A 17,703-nucleotide genomic window follows, 5' to 3' on the forward strand; every position below is an offset into this window, starting at 1 on the left:
GGGGCGACGGTACGGAGACAAAGCGGCAGGTCGAGCCGTACCGTCTCGTCTCCACCGGCTGGCGCTGGTATCTGGTGGCCTATGACCTGGGACGCGAGGACTGGCGTACGTTCCGCGTCGACCGGATCAGCGAGCCCTTCGCCACCGGCGCCCGGTTCAGCCCGCGTGAGCTGCCGACCGGAGACGCGGCGCAGTTCCTGCGGCGGTCGATGTCACGGAGACAGCCGCGGACGGAGGTGGAGGTGAGCTTCGCAGCGCCCGTGGAATCCGTACGGGCGCGGCTCCCGGGCTATCTCGGCGTACCCGAACCGACCGGCCCCGACTCCTGCCTGCTGCGCACCACGACGACCGACTCCCTGGAGTGGCTGGCGCTGCGACTGGCACTCATGGACTGCGAGTTCACGGTGCGTCAGCCGACCGAGCTGACGGATTGTCTGCGCGAGCTGGGAGCCAGACTCCTGCGCGCGGCGACCGCGACCGCCGACGGAGCGACCGGGCCACTGACGGAGGACGAGGCCACTGATGGACGAGGAGAAACGGGCCACTGATGGAGGAGAAAGCCACTGCTGAAGGAGAAAGGTGAGCCCCGGCACCTGGGGGGGGTTGGTGCCGGGGCTCGTCTATGGGGGCCGACGAATCGGCCGGTGCGTACGAAGAGACAGTACGAGTAAGGGCGACACTACGGCTACTGGACGGCGACGTCACGCCGCCGCGTCGAAAAGACCTCACGCCGCCGCGTCGAACCCTGTATCCCGCGCCATCTTCTTTAGCTCCAGCAGAGCGTGCTTCTCTATCTGACGGATCCGCTCACGGGTCAGCCCATGCTGCTTGCCGACCTCGGTCAGCGTCCGCTCCCGGCCGTCCTCGATGCCGTACCGCATCTTGATGATCGAGGCCGTCCGCTGGTCGAGCTTGCCTATCAGGTCCTCCAGCTCCTCGCTGCGCAGCAGCGTCAGCACGGACTGCTCGGGCGAGACCGCGGAGGTGTCCTCCAGCAGATCACCGAACTGGGTGTCGCCGTCGTCGTCCACCGACATGTTCAGACTGACCGGGTCACGGGCCCAGTCCAGCACATCGTTGATCCGCGCCGGGTTCGTGCCCAGCTCGGCGGCGACCTCTTCGGGCTCGGGATCCCGTCCGTTCTCGCGGTTGAACTCCCGCTGCACACGGCGGATCCTGCCCAGCTCCTCCACCAGATGGACCGGCAGCCGGATCGTACGGGACTGGTCCGCTATGGAGCGGGTGATGGCCTGACGGATCCACCACGTGGCATACGTCGAGAACTTGAAGCCCTTGGCGTAGTCGAACTTCTCCACCGCGCGCACCAGGCCGGCATTGCCCTCCTGGATCAGATCCAGCAGCGGCAGACCACTGCGCGGGTAGCGGCGCGCGACGGCCACCACCAGACGGAGATTCGAGCGTATGAAGATGTCCTTCGCGCGCTCGCCGGCGGCGACCAGCGCCTCCAGCTCCTCCCGCGAAGCCCCACCGGCCTCGCTCTCCACCTCTCCGTCGAGAATCTGCCGGGCGTAGACTCCGGCCTCGATGGTCTGGGACAGCTCGACTTCCTTTGCGGCGTCGAGCAGCGGCGTACGCGCGATCTCGTCGAGGTACATGCCGACCAGGTCGCGGTCGGCGATCTCCCCGCCTCCGGCGCGAACACTGCTTGCCGCTTTCGTCCCGCCGGTGGCGGTACGACGGGCGACGGCACGGGTTGCCATGCGAGCTCCCTTACTGGACTGAGTAGGTCGCGACACCCTTCCGGGTGCCCTGCATCCGAAGGAAACAACGACTGGAATCCGGACAGAATTCCCATGGCGTACATGCATTTTCTGATCATGCAGTACCCTGTGCCGCCAACCTGGGTGGACAGAAGCCCCAGAGCGGGACATAAGCCCAGGTCAGAGCCGATCCGCCGACTGCCCCCAGCGCCTTCGCCGCCGTCCGCGACCGTCGCCTCCATGTGACGGTCGTCACATTCGGCGGCACCCTCGCCGACGCCGCGCTCCACCCGGAAGACGACCTGTGCCCCTCGTTGGTTGCTCAGGCACTCCCCGTCGAGGCCCTCCTCAGTGACAACGCACGGCGTCAGCCGAATTGCACCGACCTCTTCGCCAGACCCATCCAGAAGCCGTCGATGACGCTCTTTCCCCGGTCCAGCTCACCCTCCGCGGCACCGAGCGTCACGAACAGCGGTGCGAAGTGCTCGGTACGGGGATGGGCCAGCCGGCCCGCCGGCGCCTTGTTCTCGAAGTCGAGCAGGGCATCGACGTCCTGCGCCAGCAGCGCCCGCGTCCCCCAGTCGTCGAACTCCGCCGACCAGCCGGGCACACCTTCGCCCAGATACCGCAGCGCCGCCAGATTGTGGGTGAAGAAGCCGCTGCCGACGATCAGCACGCCCTCGTCGCGCAGCGGCGCCAGCTTGCGGCCGATCTCCAGCAGCTCGCGCGGATCGAGCGTGGGCATGGAGACCTGGAGTACGGGAATGTCGGCCGCCGGGAACATCTCCACCAGCGGCACATATGCGCCGTGGTCGAGCCCGCGGTCCGGCACGTCCACCACGGGCCTGCCCGCGCCGCGCAGCAACTTCCGTACGGAGTCGGCGAGTTCCGGAGCGCCCGGGGCCGCGTACCGTACCGCGTAGTAGTGCTCGGGGAAGCCCCAGAAGTCGTAGACAAGCGGGACGGTCCCGGTCGCACCCAGCGCGAGCGGCGCCTCTTCCCAGTGCGCGGAGACCACCAGGATCGCCTTGGGCCGCGGCAGCGCGGCGGACCAGGCGGCCAGCTCGGCGGGCCAGACGGGATCGTCGGCGAGCGGCGGCGCCCCATGAGAGAGATAGAGGGCGGGCATACGCTCCACGACGGCGTTCATGGCGACTCCAGGACTGTGTCGGCTGCGGCTCGGTCGTCCCGCTCAAGGCAATCCATAATTCGGTTGAAACCTCAAGTATTCAACTCATACAAGCTTATCCCCGTCTAGTTTAACTTTCAAGAATGAGTAGAGTGGAATACATGACCACGGCATCCACCGGCAAAGACGCCGGTACGGGCGAGGAGCCGCGCTGGCTCAGCGACGAGGAACAGCGCGTCTGGCAGGCATACCTCCAGGCCACGACCTTGCTGGAGGACCATCTCGACCGCCAGTTGCAGCGCGACGCCGGGATGCCGCACATCTACTACGCGCTGCTCGTCCATCTCGCGCGGGCTCCGCGGCGCCGTATGCGGATGACTCAGCTCGCCAAGGACGCCAAGATCACCAGGTCGCGGCTCTCCCATGCGGTGGCGAGGCTGGAGCAGCACGGCTGGGTCCAGCGCGAGGACTGTCCTTCCGACAAGCGCGGACAGAACGCCTTTCTGACGGACCAGGGCAACGAGGTGCTGAAGCAGTCCGCGCCGGGCCATGTCGCCGCCGTACGCCAGGCGATCTTCGACCGGCTCAGCCCGGAGCAGGTGAAGCAGCTCGGCGAGATCATGCAGGTGATGGCGGAGGGACTTCAGCCGGAAGGTACGGGCGCGGATCTGCCCTGGCGCCGCTGAACCGCGGGACACCAGGGCAGATCCGTTCTTCGCTTCTTCGGTTATTCGCACATACCGACTATTCGTACGTACCGACGGCCGACGTTGTAGCCGTACGGCCGTCAGTGCATGACGACCGGGACCTTCGCCGCGTCCTCCGCGTTCTCGGCACCGGAGCCCGAGGCGACCGGCGAGGAGTCCGGACGGCCGGTGTTGATGAAGGTCAGGGCGATCGCGGCGGCGACGGCCAGGATGCCGACCGCCCACCAGATCGCGCTGGAGTAGCCCTCCACCATGGCCCGCAGCTCAAGGAGCTGGCGGTTGCTCGTGGTCGCCGCGTGCGAGGTCACGTACGCGGTCGTGGCCGAGGCCGCGATCGTGTTCAGCAGCGCCGTACCGATCGCGCCGCCCACCTGCTGCGAGGTGTTCACCATCGCGGAGGCGACACCCGCGTCCCGCGGCTCGATGCCGTAGGTGGCGAGCGACATGGCCGGCATGAACGCCGTACCCATGCCCAGGCCCAGCAGAAGCTGCGCGGGCAGGATCAGACCGGCGTACGAGGAACCGATCTCCAGCTGCGTCAGCAGCAGCATGCCGAGCGCGGCGACCACGAAGCCGGGGCCCATCAGCAGCCGCGGCGCCACCCGCGTCATCAGCCGCGCGCCGATCTGGGTCGAGCCCGTGATCATGCCCGCGATCATCGGCAGGAAGGCGAAACCGGTCTTGAGCGCCGAGTAGTCCTTCACGACCTGGAGGTAGTAGGTCAGGAAGAGGAAGAGACCGAACATCGCGATGATGGCGAGGCCCAGCGAGAGATAGACACCGCCGCGGTTGCGGTCGGCGATCACGCGCAGAGGCAGCAGCGGGGACTTCACCCTGGACTCGACACCGACGAACGCCAGCAGCAGGACGACGGAGGCGACGAAGAGCGAGATCGTCATGGAGTCGGACCAGCCGTGGGACTCGGCGCGGGTGAAGCCGTAGACCAGCGACACCAGGCCCAGCGTGGAGAGCACGACACCCGGGATGTCCAGCGGGGAGCGGTTGCGGCTGCCGGACGGCTCACGGATGACGAAGTACGCGCCCAGCGCGGCCACGATCGCGAACGGGATGTTGACGAAGAACGTCCAGCGCCAGTCCAGGTACTCGGTGAGCACACCGCCGAGGATCAGGCCCACGGCGCCGCCGCCGCCGGCGATGGCTCCGTAGATGCCGAACGCCTTCGCGCGCTCCTTGGCGTCGGTGAACATCACCGCGAGCAGCGAGAGCGCGGCGGGCGCGAGCAGCGCGCCGAAGGCGCCCTGGAGCGCGCGGGAGCCGAGCAGCATCGCTTCACCGGTGGCACCGCCACCGAGCGCCGACGCGGCGGCGAAGCCGAGCAGACCGACGACGAAGGTGCGCTTGCGTCCCCACAGGTCGGCGATACGGCCGCCGAAGAGCAGCAGACCGCCGAAGGCGAGGGCGTAGGCGGTGATGACCCACTGGCGGTTTCCGTCGGATATGCCGAGGTCCTGCTGTGCGGAGGGCAGCGCGATGTTCACGATCGTCGCGTCGAGCACGACCATGAGCTGCGCGAGGGCGATGAAGACCAGCGCTTTCCACCGGCCTGGGTCGGGTTGTGATGCTCCGGAGGACGAGGCGGACGAGTGCGAGGGCGAGGACTGCGCGGCCGGTTCGGCCGAGGCGGCTGAATTTGACATGGAGGTATCCACCTAAGGATGCGGAAAGACGAAAATGTCGGTAAGTCGGTACGTAAGTACAGGCGACGCTGCCGGACTTACGAGGTCATGGAGTCACCGGAGCCATCAGGTGACCGAGTGATGGACAGACGGATCTGAGGGTTCCGAGAGCTGACGGATGTGAGGGAGTGCTTCCGAAACCGTCGGTACGGGGCTACCGGACGGGATACGGGATCGCTCGGACGCCCGCTGGGCGACGGCGCCACGGGACGTTCCGCGCCGGTGCGGATGTTCTGCGGCGGCCGGTTCCGCCCGGGCAGCCGGGCGGCCCGTAGGGGCTTCGGTTCTCGGCCGCCGGGCTGGGCCTCCGGGGCCGGAGTTCATGGTTCAGGGCGCGTCACGGAGCGGCGCGGCGCAGATCCTCCAGGGTCGCGGCCGAGCCGGGCAGTTCGGACCGGGAGGGTGCCTCCAGGCCGTCGAGGAAGAGCTGGAGATGCCGGTGGGTGAACCGGTCCATATTGACGCAGCCGGTACCGGGCAGTGGACGGGTGAGCTGGGACAGCGCGACCATCAGATCGCCGACGGCGACATCCTTGCGGAGCCGTCCCGCCTGCCGCGCCCGCTCCATCATCCCCTCGACCGCGCCTTCGAGGCGCTCACGCTCGGCGTGCAGGTCGGGACGCGCCTGGTCGAATGTGCTCGAAAGCATCGGGCAGAGCGCCCCGATCCGCTCGTCCGCCGCGGTGTGCACAAAGATGCGCAGCGCGGTGAGCGGGTCGGGCTCCTCGGCGGCGATGCGCTCCGCGTGGTCCGCCGAGCGGGCCATGACGAAGAGCACGACGTCGTGGATAAGGGCATACCGGTCGGGGAAGTGCCGGTAGAGCGTGGCATTGCCGATTCCGGCGCGACGGGCGATCTCGTCGAGCGGAGCCTCGGCTCCGTACTCCACGAACAGCTCCCGCGCCGCCACGACGATCCGCTCCCGGTTGCGCAGGGCGTCCGCGCGTGGCCGTGTGGCACGGCGCGCTTCGGGTCCTGCGGTGGTGGTCGCGGTGGTCACGTCGGGGCCTTCTCTCAGTCCTCGTCCGGTTTTCGTTCTCGTCCTCGGTCCGTCCCCGCTTCCTGGGGACGTAGATGCAAACGGGGAAGCCGTCCCCGGTTATTTCGATCGCGCTTGTGATCTGCGTCACAAATACCTCCGCAGAGGAAAGAACCCACGATCGGGCGCACCCAGCGAGCGCCGACACGCCGAGCGGCGGAGGGTGATCGAACGGAGTGCAGTCAGGACGGCCGACTGCCGCGGACCGAAGGCGGCCGCATGAAGCCGAGGCGTCGGATATGCAGAACCGGCGGCAGTGCCGGAAACACGGGCCACGCGACCAGTGGCGACAGTTCCAGCGGGTCCAGCGATTCCAGCAGCTCCAGCGGTCCCAGTAGCTCCACCGGCTCCACCAGTTCCAGCGGCTCCACCAGCGACAGTCACAGTCACAGTCACAGCGGCAGTGGCAGAGGCAGAGGCCACGGCAGACACCGCCTGGGTTCCCATCGTCTCGGCGCCCTCGCCGGGCTCACCGCCCTCACCCTCGCCGCACTGACCACGGCCAGCGGCACGCTCCCGGGCCCCACACGCGCCTCCGCGGGCTCCGTGGCCGCGGGCCGGGACGCCTCCCTCACTCCGTGCCGTATCGCGGCCACCTCGACCGTACAGATGTCGGAGGGCCTGCCCACCCCGCCCGGCTACTCGCCCTCCACCGGCACGGTCCGCGCGCTCAATCTCATGATCGACTTCCCGGACGCACAAGGCCCGGGAAAGGCGCTCGACCGGCTCGGCGAGTTCTTCCCGAAGACATCGCAGTGGTTCAGGACCAGTTCGTACGGGCGGCTCGACTACCAGGCCGAGGCCCCGCTGACGGACTGGCTGCGGATGCCGCTCTCCTTCGCCGCGTACGGGATAGAGCGCGGAGCGCCGTACGAGCCCGGCTACCGCCGGCTGGTCGAGGACATCGTGTCCGCCGCCGACAGCCGGGTGGACTTCGCCGCGTACGACCTGGTCAATGTCCTGGTCACGCCCAACGCAGGGCCCTCGGCGCTCGACACCGTCCTGTCCGTCACATTCTCCGGCAACTCGGACGCGCCCGAGGCCGACGGCACACCGCTCGCCAACACGTCCTTCGTCTACAGCCGCCAGGACGACGGCTCGGGCTCGTACCGCGAGACCGGCTACCGCGTGCTGCCGCACGAGAACGGCCATGTCTTCGGACTGCCCGACCTCTACACCATGGACGGAGGCAGCTCGGTCGGGCACTGGGACATCATGTCCGAGGACTGGGGCGCCAACAACGATCTGCTGGGCTGGCACAAGTGGAAGCTCGGCTGGCTCGACGACGAACAGATCCGCTGCGCGTCCGTGTCCGGCATCAGCGAGTATCTGCTGGAGCCGCTGGCGCGGACGGGCGGGCCCAAGGTGACCTTCGTACCGGTCTCCAAGGAGTCCGGTTACGCGGTGGAGGTACGGACCCCGGAGGGCAACGACGAGGCGGTCTGCGCGCCCGGTGTGCTGATCTACCGGGTGGACTCGACGGTCGACACCGGGCGCGGCCCGATCGCGGTCGCGGACAGCCGCGAGAACAGCGGAGGCTGCACCCGGCGGCCCAATGTGCACGCGGAGCTGTCGGACGCGCCCTATCTGCCGGGCGAGACCTTTGTGGACGGCGAGCACGACATCCGGATCACCGTGATGGCGAAGGAGCCGGGCGGGAACTTCAGGGTGCGGGTGTCACGGCCTTAAGGCTTGTCCGACGGCCTCATGGCTTGTCCGACAGAGCCTCGGTCCGCGACAGAACCTCTCTCCGCAGCTCTCGCTTAAGGAGCTTGCCGGCCGGATTGCGCGGCAGCGGCTGCTCCCGTACGAGCACATGGGCCGGGACCTTGAAGGCGGCGAGACGGGCGGCGACATGCGCGCGCAGCGCCTCGGCGTCCACGGCGATACCAGAACCGGCGGGCTCTCTGAGCCGTACGACCGCCACGACCTCCTCGCCCAGCACCGGATGCGGAATGCCCAGCACCGCGGCGTCCATGACCTCGGGATGGTCGTGCAGCACGGCCTCGACCTCCGCGCAGTACACGTTCTCACCGCCTCTGACGACCATGTCCTTGATCCGGTCCACCACCGCGATCCGCCCGTCGCGCGTCGTCGCGAGATCGCCGGTCCTGAACCAGCCGTCCGGCGTGAAGGCCTCGGCGGTGGCGGCCTCGTCGTGCCAGTAGCCGCGCACGAGCGCCTGCCCGCGCAGCCACAGCTCGCCGACCTGTCCCTCCGGCACGCTCGCGCCCTGCGGTCCGGCGATCCGTACCTCGGTGGCGGGCGTCGGGCGGCCCACGCTGTCCGGGAAGCGCCGGTACTCCTCGCCGAAGACGGCCAGCACTCCCCCGCAGGTCTCCGTCAGGCCGTAGCCGTTGCGTGGCTCGACGCGCTCGCCGTAGCGGGCGGTGAGCCGGCCGACGAGCGCGGGCGGCGCGGCGGCGCCACCGGTGCTGAACAGGTTCAGCGTCTCCAGCGCGTCGTTCTCGGCCTCCTGGGCCTCGGTCTCGGACTCCGCCTCCGCCGCGTCCAGGAGCTGGAGCGCGGTGGCCGGGACACCGGCGTAGTACGTCACCCGGTGCTCGCGGATCAGCCGCAGGGCCTGCCGCGCGTCCCACGTACGCATCAGTACGAGCGTGCCGCCGACGGCCATGACCGAGTAGACGCAGGTGAACGCAGCCACATGGAAGAAGGGATATGTCATCAGCGCGACCGGCGCGGGTCCCTGCCCGGGGATCCGTCCGCGCGCGAGGGCGGAGGCGGCGGCGTGGTAGCGCGGGTTCATGGCCGCACCGGCCTGGGCGAGCTGGGTGGCGACGGCGCCCTTGGGCCGGCCGGTGGTTCCGGACGTATAGATGATGGTGGCGTCGTCCTCGGCCCGTACCTCGACGTCGGGCGGCGCGGTGAACGGATCGGGCGCGGGCAGGTCCTCGTACCGCTCGATCCGCTCCCCCAGGCCCTCCTCGCCCTTGTCCCACTCGTCCCCCTTGTCGCCACCGCCGTGGTGGAAGACCAGAGTCCGGACGCCCTCGCGCGCGGCCCAGCGCGCCACGCGCGGCAGCCGCTCGCCGTCCACCAGCAGAACGCGCGGCGCGCAGTCGTCCAGGGCGTACGTGAACTCGTCCTCGGTCCACCAGGCGTTCAGCGGTACGGCGACCAGCCCGGCCAACTGGGCCGCCCAGAAAGCGATCTGCCACTCGGGATGGTTGCGCATGGCCACGACGGCGCGGTCACCCGGGCGCAGCCCGTACACATCGAGCAGACGGTTGGCCAGCGCGGAGGCGGCGGCGAAGAACTCTCCGTACGTGTACGTCCCGCTCTCCGCCACCAGGAACGGCCGGTCGCCGTAGGCCCAGGCCGCCTCCACGAACTCGCGCAGGGTGCGCGGTCCATCGGCGTACATGAGCGAACCGTTCTCGGCCCGTACGACGGCGAAGGGCGCTCCCGGCGCGGTCAGGATGTGCGGCTCGGGCACCTCGGCACCTCTCTCCAGGCGGCTGGGTCTCCAGGTGGCTGAGTCCCAGGTGGCCGGGTCTCCAGGGAGTTGGGCTGCTCAGCCCGCCGCGACGCTACTCGACCGCTGCCTCCCGGTCGAACCCGCCCGTCCAGGACCGCCCGTCCAGGACCGCCCGTCCAGGTCAGCCTCGGTCGACCACCGTGCCGCAGGTGATGTTGAACGCGGTCGCGGTCATGGACCGGGCGCGGTCGGAGGCGGCGAAGGCGGCCACGTTCGCGACGTCCTCCCGTGTCGCGGCCCGCTTGAGCAGCGTCCGCCGCACGATGTCCTCGACGACCGCCGCGCCGCCTTCGAAGTCCTCGGGAATGGTGTCCACGATCCCGGCCGTCTGGATGGTCAGCGCGCGGATTCCGTACCGTCCCAGCTCACCGGCGAGCTGTCTGCGCAGTGCTTCGACGGCCTGGAACGCCACTTGCAGCCCGCCCAGATTCCACTCGGGCGTCGGGTCGCCGTACCCGCCGAACATCAGGATCACACCCGACCGGCGAGGGATCATATGGCGCGCGGCGGCGCGCGCGGTCAGGAAGTTCGTCCGCAGGGCGGTCATGACGGGCTGCTGGAAGTCCGCGAACGGCATCTCCGCGAGCGGAGTGCCCTGCACATCATTGTGCGAGATCAGATTGAACGAGATGTCGATACCGCCGGCGCGCGCGGCCACGTCGGCGGCGTGCGCGTCCACGGCCTGTTCGTCGAGCGCGTCCACCACTGCGGCCTCGACGGCGCCGCCCTCGTCCCCGATCTCGGAGGCGACCCGCTCCAGCGGCGCCGGAGTCCTGGCGGCGAGGAAGACACGTGCTCCTTCCCGTGCGAAGGTCCGGGCCACGGCGCTGCCGATGGCGCCGCTGCCGCCGTAGATCACCGCGGTCTTGTCCTTGAGCAGCATGGGTCCGCTCTCCCTTTCATCGCCGATGCGCCTGTTCACGCGTTTCACGCGTTTCACGCGTTCACACCAACGACTCCATCACCCGTGGAAACTCATCGCCAGTGGCATCGCCAGTGGCGCGAGAAGGGCCGACCTCTGGAATTCGCCGAGTTTCCACGGTTGAGGTCGGCCCTCGGGTCTCTCAGAGTCCGTCGGTGTAGAGCAGACGGTTCGGTGAGGCCGTGCTGATGGGACGGACCACGTCCTTGGTGGACGAGCTGATGAGCCGGCGGGTGAGCTCGGCCGGAGAGGCCGTCGGGAACTTCTCCTTCAGGAGGGCGACGACTCCGGCGACATGAGGACTGGCCATGGAGGTGCCGTTGAGCGTGCTGGAGCCGCCGCCCAGTTTGGCGGAGACGATGGCGACGCCCGGCGCGTATGTCGTCAGGCAGCGGCCGTAGTTGCTGAAGCGGGCCTCGCGGTCCTGGTTGTCGGTGGCGCCCACGGCGACCACCTCGGCGGCTCCGGCGGGTGAGACACGGCAGGCGTCCTGGGACTCGTTGCCGGCCGCCGCGACGGGCAGGACACCCATGTCGGCGACGGCGTTGACGGCGCTGTCCACCGCCGCGGACGCGGGTCCGCCGATGGAGGCGTTGAGGACCGCCGGCTGTCTGGCGTTGGCCGCGACCCAGTCGAATCCGGCGATGACACCGGCCCAGTCGCCCCTTCCTTGGCAGTTCAGTACGCGGACGGAGACAAGAGAGACCGAGCGCGCCACGCCGTAGGTCGCGCCGCCCGTGGTGCCCGCCACGTGCGTCCCGTGGAGGTTGCAGTCCTGTCCGTTGCGCCCGTCGCCGATGGCGTCGAATCCGACGGTGGCGCGACCGCCGAACTCAGTGTGCGCGGTCTCGATGCCGGTGTCGACGATGTACGCCGTGACGCCCCGGCCCGTACCGGTCACGGTGAAGTCGCTGTCGAGCGGCAGATTCCGCTGGTCGATCCGGTCCAGTCCCCAGCTCTCGGCCCTGACCGCCCTCGCCACGGGCGTTGCGACGGTTGTCGGTACGGACCGCGCCTCGGACGTCGCCATGGACCGCGCTTCCGTGGCCGACGACGAGCCGACGCTGATCCGCGCGTTCTCCTCGATGGCCTGGACGGCGGGAAACGCCCGTACGGCGCGCAACTGGTCCTCGGTGAGGGCGGCGGCGAACCCGCGCAGCACCGTCCCGTAGGTGAACAGAGGCTTGACGCCGAGCTGTCGCACCACCGTGGCCGCCGAGAACGCGGGCTTGACAGTGACGATGTACTGGCCGGGAATCGCGTCGACGGAACGCTCCACGGGAACGGGAGCCTGCCTGGGCCCGGCCGTCACGCCGACGCTGTCGGCGCCTCCGCTCGTACCGGCGCCGCTGATCAAGGGAACGAGTAGCAGAAGGGCGATCGGTGCCCAGCGCGCGCTCAAGCGCATACATGCTCCTAGCGAGGACGGGAATCGCCCACGGCCGAGCCGAGCCGGGCCCGCGAGCGACGAACACCCTTCCTTCGGTCATGACACGCCCACGACTTGAGCGACACCGACCGTATGGCGCAAGCCGCTCGGGCTCATCCCTCATCCCGGCCCGGGTGGCCACAGCCCGCCCCGCCCCAAGCGCCCGGCATTTGCCTCCGAGGCAACCCCGCGTACACGGAGACTCACCCGCCGTGAGGATCCCGTAACTCCGCTTTATTCCGGATGACTCGGTTCGGTAATCGGTGCTGGCTGAAGTTGTCCTTACAAGCAGCGGCGAGGTGTCACCACCTCGGCGCCTCGCATGGAGGGACTTCATGCCTGAGATCTATCTTGCCGGCGCCCATTATCCGGTGGCCGTGATCGGCGGCGGACAGGCTGGTCTGTCGGTCAGCTACCACCTCCGGCGGCGCGACATCGACCATGTCGTGGTCGAGGCGAACCAGGTCGGTCACGAGTGGCGTGAGCGCCGCTGGGACTCCTTCTGTCTGGTGACTCCGAACTGGCAGTGCAGACTGCCCGGTTTCCCGTACCGAGGAGACGATCCGCACGGATTCATGGTCCGCGACGAGATCGTCCAGTACCTCCAGGACTATGTGGACTTCTTCCGGCCGCCGCTGGTGGAGGGCGTGCCGGTGACCGGGCTGCGGCGCGCCGTCGGCGGACGCTTCGAACTGACCACCGACGAAGGCGAGTTCACCGCCGACCAGGTGGTGGTGGCCACCGGGCCGTACCACTCGCCCTCCGTCCCGCGGATGGCCGAGCGCCTGCCCGCGGGCGTCGAGCAGATCCACTCCTCCCGTTACCGCAACGCGGACCAGCTGCCCGAGGGCGCCGTTCTGGTCGTCGGCTCCGGTCAGTCCGGCTGCCAGATCGCCGAGGATCTGCACCTCGCGGGCCGCCAGGTGCATCTGGCCGTCGGCAGCGCGCCTCGCGTCGCCCGTTTCTACCGGGGCCGGGACTGTGTGGCCTGGCTGGACGAGATGGGCCACTACGCCAAGGGCATCGACAGCTTCGACGATGCCGCCGCCGTCCGGATGCGGGTCAACCACTACGTCACCGGGCGCGACGGCGGCCGTGACATAGACCTGCGGGCCTTCGCCCGGGACGGAATGCGTCTGTACGGGCGGCTGACGGGCATCGGCGCCACGACGGGTACGGCGGCGGGTACGACCAGTACCGCGGGTACGGCGCGTGCGGCGGCCGGTAGGGAAGGCACGCCAGGTACGGAGGCCGCGCCAGGTACGACCGGCACGACGGCGGGCACCACGCTGGAGTTCGCGGACGATCTGAAGGTCAATCTGGACCGGGCGGACGCGGTGGCCGAGTCCATCAAGGACGCCATCGACGCCCATGTCTCCGCGCACGGCATCCAGGCGCCTCGCGAGGCACGGTACGTACCGGTGTGGGAGCCCTCCGAGCACACCGCCGAACTCGATCTGGCCGAAGCCGGGATCACCTCCGTCGTCTGGTCCACCGGCTTCAGCCGCGACCACCGGTGGATCGAGATACCCGCCTTCGACGGCCGCGGCTATCCGATGCACCGGCGCGGCGCCACCAGCGTCCCGGGCCTGTACTTCCTGGGCCTGCCCTGGCAGTACTCCTGGGGCTCAGGACGCTTCGAAGCCGTCGGCCGGGACGCGGAGTTCCTCGCGGACCACATCGACGCAAGCCGCCGTCTCGCCGACGTGTGCGGCGCGCTCACCGGCGCGCCGGACTCCGTCGCCTCCGCCCTTCCAGTGGGCTGACAGCTCCCTGGCCGACAGGAGCCCCCTCATGGTCTTCGACGCACACCGCCACATCGGCGTCCTCCCCGCGTATCCCTTCTACGGCGGTCCGCCCGTCAACCCGGACACCACCGCCCGCGCCACCGTCAAACAGTTCCTCGCCGACCTCGACGCCGAGGGCACCGAACGCGCCCTGGTGATCCCCAACTACGGCGTGCCGGATCCCGCCGTCGCGTTCCTCTTCAACGAGCTGGCGATCGAGGCGGCCCAGAGCGACGACCGCGTCCGCGCCGGGCTGTGGGTCTCCCCGCGCCCGGAGGACACCGACCGTACCGAGCAGGCCCTCGCCCTGGCGGGAGAGGACGGCGTACGGGCCCTCAAGCTCAGCTTCCTGCTCGGCGGCAGCCCCACGGACCCGGCCTGCCGCCCGCAGCTGGACCGTATCTTCCGGACAGCCGAACAGCAGGGACTGGTCGTCCATGTCCACACCTCACCGGGCGCCGCCTCGGACATCGACGAGGTCGGCCGGCTGGTGGACTGGTACGCCGATCAAGTGCCCGTACATCTGGTGCACTTCGGCGGCGGGATGAGCGGACACATCAAGCTCGCCGGCTCGCGGTTCTTCAACTGGATCGAGTCCGGCAAGCGCGTCTACACCGACCTCTCCTGGTCCATCGGCTTCACGCCGCGCTGGCTGGCCCAGGAGATCGAGCGCCGCGGCATCGGCCACGACCGGGTGCTCTTCGCCAGCGACCAGCCGTGGGGCGACTTCACCGGCGAGTACGCCCGGCTCGCCGAGGCGACCGGCGGCGGCGAACTCGGCGGACTGGTCTTCCGGGACACATTCGCCGCGCTCTACGACTGACCTCGACCGACCTCGACCAACCCCGACCGGTTTTTCTGACCCACCGTCACATGCCCCTACTGAAGAAGGAGACAGCAATGTCCGAGACCACCTCCACCGTGGAACTCACCGACGTCGAGCAGAAGTCCCTCGCCGAGATCCCGCATCCCTCGCTCCCCGAGGGCTCCAGCATCTACGGCTCCACCAAGGTCTTCCCCGACTATCGCGCCGAGGACGGCGAGACCTACTTCACCCTCGTCCACGGCATCGCCCACGAGTCCTCGGTGTCCTTCGTCGCCGTGCTCCAGGCCACCCGCGCCCTGCGCAAGGGCTTCGAGGCGGCCATCTACTTCTACGGCCCAGGCTCGCTCAACTGCCTTGCCACACGCGGCTTCCCGACCGTCGGCAACTCCGCCTTCCCGGGCGAGCACAACATCAACAACCAGCTCAAGACCTTCCTCGCCGAGGGCGGCAAGGTCTACTGCTGCCGCTTCGGCCTCTCCCTGCACGGCGCCCGTGAGGAGGACCTGATCGAGGGCGTCATCCCGACCCATCCGCTCGATGTGCAGGACGCGATCATCCACTACGCCCGCAAGGGCGCCATCATCAACTCCACCTACCAGCTCTGAGAGGTACGTCGTGAGCGTTGGCACCGATACGACGAGTACGACGACGGATACGACGGGTACGGCGGGTACGGCGGGTACGGCGGCGACGGGTACCTCCGTGGACGTGCGGATCATGACCCGCGCGGAGCTCGCCCTGCGCGGCATCCGTCAGGACGTCGAGGTCCGGCGGCCGGACGGCGCGGGCCCCAGCGACGACGGCCATGTCCTTGTCGACGGTGCCAACGCCGCGCTGCCCCGCAATCCCGACAGTCCCTACACGGTCCGCGACGGCAAGGTCTGGCTCGGCGACGAGTCCGGGATCCTGACCGACACCGGGCTTTCCCTCACTCCCGTACACCGGCCGAGGTTCTACGACCTGACGACGGGCGACGGCGTCCGGTACGAGGAGATCGCCCGGCTGCACGGCTCCGATGTGCTCGCCACGACCGTCGTACAGACCTGTATCCGCTACGCCGAGTCCGACCGCTGCCGGTTCTGCACCATCGAGGAGTCCCTGCGCTCCGGCGCGACGGTCGCCGCCAAGACTCCGGAGCAGCTCGCCGAGGTCGCCGAGGCGGCGGTACGGCTGGACGGCGTCCGGCAGATGGTCATGACCACCGGCACCACCGCGGGTCCCGACCGCGGCGCGCGCAATCTCGTACGGTCGGTCCGGGCCGTACTGCACGCGGTGCCCGGCCTGCCCGTCCAGGTGCAGTGCGAACCGCCCGGCGACCTGGCGTGGATCCACGCACTGCACGACGCCGGAGCGACGGCCATCGGTATCCATGTCGAGTCCCTGGACGACGAGGTGCGCCGTCGCTGGATGCCCGGCAAGTCGACCGTGCCGCTGGCCGAGTACGAGGCCGCGTGGAACGAGGCGGTACGGATCTTCGGGCCCAACCGTGTCTCCACCTATCTGCTCGTCGGCCTCGGAGAGGATCCGGACGAACTCGTCGCGGGTGCGGGCCGGTTGATCGACCGAGGTGTCTATCCCTTCGTCGTCCCGTTCCGCCCGATGAGCGGCACGCTCGCGGCCCGTGACGGGATCGGGGCGCCGGGCGCGGAGGTACTGCGGTACGTCACGGAGTGCGTCGCGGCGAAGCTGCGCGCGGCCGGGATGAGCGGCGCCGACCAGAAGGCGGGGTGTGCGGCCTGCGGGGCGTGCAGTGTGCTGAGGACGGCGGGCGGGTGATGTCGATGTATCTCGACGGGTCGGCCGCGCCCGCGTCGGCGGTGGCGGGCCGTTCAGCGGGCCGAGGAGCCGACCGTACAGACGGCGCGTTCGACATCCTGGCGCTGCTCGGCGACCGCAGCACCTTGGCGCGGCAGCCCGCCTTCCGTATCGAAGAGGCCTGTTCCGCCGCTGAGTTGTCGGCCTACCGGCGGCTGCGCCGGGACGCCTTCGTCCATGAGCAGGGGCTCTTCTCCGGCCATGACCTGGACGACCGGGACGCCGACGCCCGTACCGTCGTCCTCGTCGCCAAGGACCGGGACGGCACCGTGGTGGGCGGCGTACGGCTCGGGCCGGTCGGCGACGGTCCCGACATCGGCTGGTGGCAGGGCGGCCGGCTCGTCGTGGCCCGGCGAGCGCGTGGCGCGTACGGCATCGGCGCGGCGCTGGTACGCGCGGCCTGCGCCCGTGCGGAGGCCGAGGGCGTCCTGCGGTTCGACGCGACCGTCCAGGTTCGTAACGAGGCGCTCTTCAAGCGGCTCGGCTGGCGTTCCGTACGCACGACCACGGTCGCGGGCGTGCCGCACGTACTGATGCTGTGGCCGATCGGACGGATCGCGGCCCAGGCGGCGGCCACCAAGTCGGCGCTCGGACCGCTCCTCGCGGCCTTTCAAGGACCGGCCTCTCAGAAACTGACGCACGGACCGGCCGCCCTCGGCGGCGCCGGGTTCGTCGGCGACGACGGCGCGCCCGTACCCGGCACGGATGTGATCGCCGCGTGCGACGCGATCGTGCCGTCCATGGTCGAGCGGGATCCCGGGTGGGCGGGCTGGTGCTCCGTCCTCGTCAATGTCAACGACCTCGCGGCGATGGGCGCTTCGCCGATCGGACTGCTCGACGCTGTGGGCGCGAAGGACGCGGCGCACGCCGGCCGGATCCTCGCCGGACTCGGGCGGGCGGCGGAGGCGTACGGCGTACCGGTACTCGGCGGGCACACGCAGCTCGGCGTACCTGCCGCCCTGTCCGTCACCGCGCTGGGCCGTACGGACCGTCCGGTGCCGGGCGGCGGCGGCCGGACCGGACACGCGGTACGGCTCACTGCGGACCTCGGCGGCGGCTGGCGCACGGGCTACCGGGGCCGCCAGTGGGACTCGTCCACCCACCGCCGTACGGACGAACTCCGCGCGATGAC

General features: G+C 69.7%; 16 protein-coding genes. 8 read left to right on the forward strand and 8 right to left on the reverse strand.

Translation table 11 applies throughout. The features are described from left to right. Positions 1–548 (forward strand): WYL domain-containing protein (locus GA0115259_RS01215; RefSeq protein ID WP_141716413.1); only part of this gene is annotated, 548 nt, incomplete at its 5' end. 177 nt (positions 549–725) lie between these two features. Here the strand turns inward: GA0115259_RS01215 and GA0115259_RS01220 are convergent. Together GA0115259_RS01220 and GA0115259_RS01225 are read right to left on the reverse strand one after the other, a co-directional pair. Then, positions 726–1,721: a sigma-70 family RNA polymerase sigma factor gene (locus GA0115259_RS01220; protein ID WP_093589486.1), complete on the reverse strand. Its 996-nt coding sequence runs from the start codon at positions 1,719–1,721 to the stop codon at positions 726–728. Positions 1,722–2,088: 367 nt separating this feature from the next. After that, positions 2,089–2,871, reverse strand: a complete 783-nt coding sequence (locus GA0115259_RS01225) for a dioxygenase family protein (RefSeq protein WP_093589489.1) — start codon at positions 2,869–2,871, stop codon at positions 2,089–2,091. Positions 2,872–3,002: 131 nt separating this feature from the next. On the opposite strand from GA0115259_RS01225, the gene GA0115259_RS01230 reads away from it, so the two are divergent. Then, complete coding sequence (locus tag GA0115259_RS01230) at positions 3,003–3,536, forward strand: MarR family winged helix-turn-helix transcriptional regulator (protein WP_370746960.1); 534 nt, start codon at positions 3,003–3,005, stop codon at positions 3,534–3,536. 101 nt (positions 3,537–3,637) lie between these two features. On the opposite strand, the gene GA0115259_RS01235 is transcribed toward GA0115259_RS01230, so the two are convergent. From GA0115259_RS01235 to GA0115259_RS41050, 3 genes are all read right to left on the reverse strand, one after another. Beyond that, on the reverse strand, positions 3,638–5,215 hold the full coding sequence (locus GA0115259_RS01235) for an MFS transporter (RefSeq protein WP_093589492.1): 1,578 nt from the start codon (positions 5,213–5,215) through the stop codon (positions 3,638–3,640). A gap of 376 nt (positions 5,216–5,591) precedes the next feature. Continuing rightward, complete coding sequence (locus GA0115259_RS01240) at positions 5,592–6,254, reverse strand: TetR/AcrR family transcriptional regulator (protein WP_093589495.1); 663 nt, start codon at positions 6,252–6,254, stop codon at positions 5,592–5,594. Positions 6,255–6,475: 221 nt separating this feature from the next. Beyond that, a complete protein-coding gene (locus GA0115259_RS41050; protein ID WP_202449538.1) occupies positions 6,476–6,664 on the reverse strand; it encodes a hypothetical protein in 189 nt (62 codons plus the stop codon). 64 nt (positions 6,665–6,728) lie between these two features. Between GA0115259_RS41050 and GA0115259_RS01245 the strand changes: the two genes are divergently transcribed. Continuing rightward, positions 6,729–7,982 carry a M6 family metalloprotease domain-containing protein gene (locus tag GA0115259_RS01245; RefSeq protein ID WP_107469124.1) on the forward strand — a complete coding sequence of 418 codons (1,254 nt, stop codon included), beginning with the start codon at positions 6,729–6,731 and terminating at the stop codon, positions 7,980–7,982. 16 nt (positions 7,983–7,998) lie between these two features. Here GA0115259_RS01245 and GA0115259_RS01250 read toward each other — a convergent pair whose 3' ends face one another. The 3 genes from GA0115259_RS01250 to GA0115259_RS01260 all read right to left on the reverse strand — a co-directional run bounded on the left by GA0115259_RS01250 (position 7,999) and on the right by GA0115259_RS01260 (position 12,122). Beyond that, entirely contained in the window at positions 7,999–9,750 is a 1,752-nt protein-coding gene (locus tag GA0115259_RS01250; RefSeq protein ID WP_256097866.1) for a class I adenylate-forming enzyme family protein, read from the reverse strand. Positions 9,751–9,913: 163 nt separating this feature from the next. Next, positions 9,914–10,675 carry an SDR family NAD(P)-dependent oxidoreductase gene (locus GA0115259_RS01255; protein WP_093589502.1) on the reverse strand — a complete coding sequence of 254 codons (762 nt, stop codon included), beginning with the start codon at positions 10,673–10,675 and terminating at the stop codon, positions 9,914–9,916. Between the two features lie 181 nt (positions 10,676–10,856). Further along, positions 10,857–12,122: a S8 family peptidase gene (locus GA0115259_RS01260; RefSeq protein WP_093589505.1), complete on the reverse strand. Its 1,266-nt coding sequence runs from the start codon at positions 12,120–12,122 to the stop codon at positions 10,857–10,859. Between the two features lie 356 nt (positions 12,123–12,478). Between GA0115259_RS01260 and GA0115259_RS41400 the strand changes: the two genes are divergently transcribed. The 5 genes from GA0115259_RS41400 to GA0115259_RS01285 form a co-directional block, all read left to right on the forward strand. After that, positions 12,479–13,909 carry an NAD(P)-binding domain-containing protein gene (locus GA0115259_RS41400; RefSeq protein ID WP_093589508.1) on the forward strand — a complete coding sequence of 477 codons (1,431 nt, stop codon included), beginning with the start codon at positions 12,479–12,481 and terminating at the stop codon, positions 13,907–13,909. A 28-nt stretch (positions 13,910–13,937) separates the two neighbouring features. Then, positions 13,938–14,753, forward strand: a complete 816-nt coding sequence (locus GA0115259_RS01270; RefSeq protein WP_093589511.1) for an amidohydrolase family protein — start codon at positions 13,938–13,940, stop codon at positions 14,751–14,753. 77 nt (positions 14,754–14,830) lie between these two features. Next, positions 14,831–15,361 carry an MSMEG_0572/Sll0783 family nitrogen starvation response protein gene (locus GA0115259_RS01275; protein ID WP_093589514.1) on the forward strand — a complete coding sequence of 177 codons (531 nt, stop codon included), beginning with the start codon at positions 14,831–14,833 and terminating at the stop codon, positions 15,359–15,361. Between the two features lie 10 nt (positions 15,362–15,371). Next, the gene (locus GA0115259_RS01280) at positions 15,372–16,532 is read left to right on the forward strand and encodes an MSMEG_0568 family radical SAM protein (RefSeq protein ID WP_256097867.1); all 1,161 of its coding nucleotides are present in this window, start codon (positions 15,372–15,374) and stop codon (positions 16,530–16,532) included. Then, on the forward strand, positions 16,502–17,703 hold a 1,202-nt coding region (locus tag GA0115259_RS01285), incomplete at its 3' end, for an MSMEG_0567/Sll0786 family nitrogen starvation N-acetyltransferase (RefSeq protein ID WP_256097868.1). The genes GA0115259_RS01280 and GA0115259_RS01285, both read left to right, overlap by 31 nt.

This window comes from Streptomyces sp. MnatMP-M17 (assembly GCF_900091995.1).
In the GTDB taxonomy this organism is placed as follows: Bacteria; Actinomycetota; Actinomycetes; order Streptomycetales; family Streptomycetaceae; genus Streptomyces.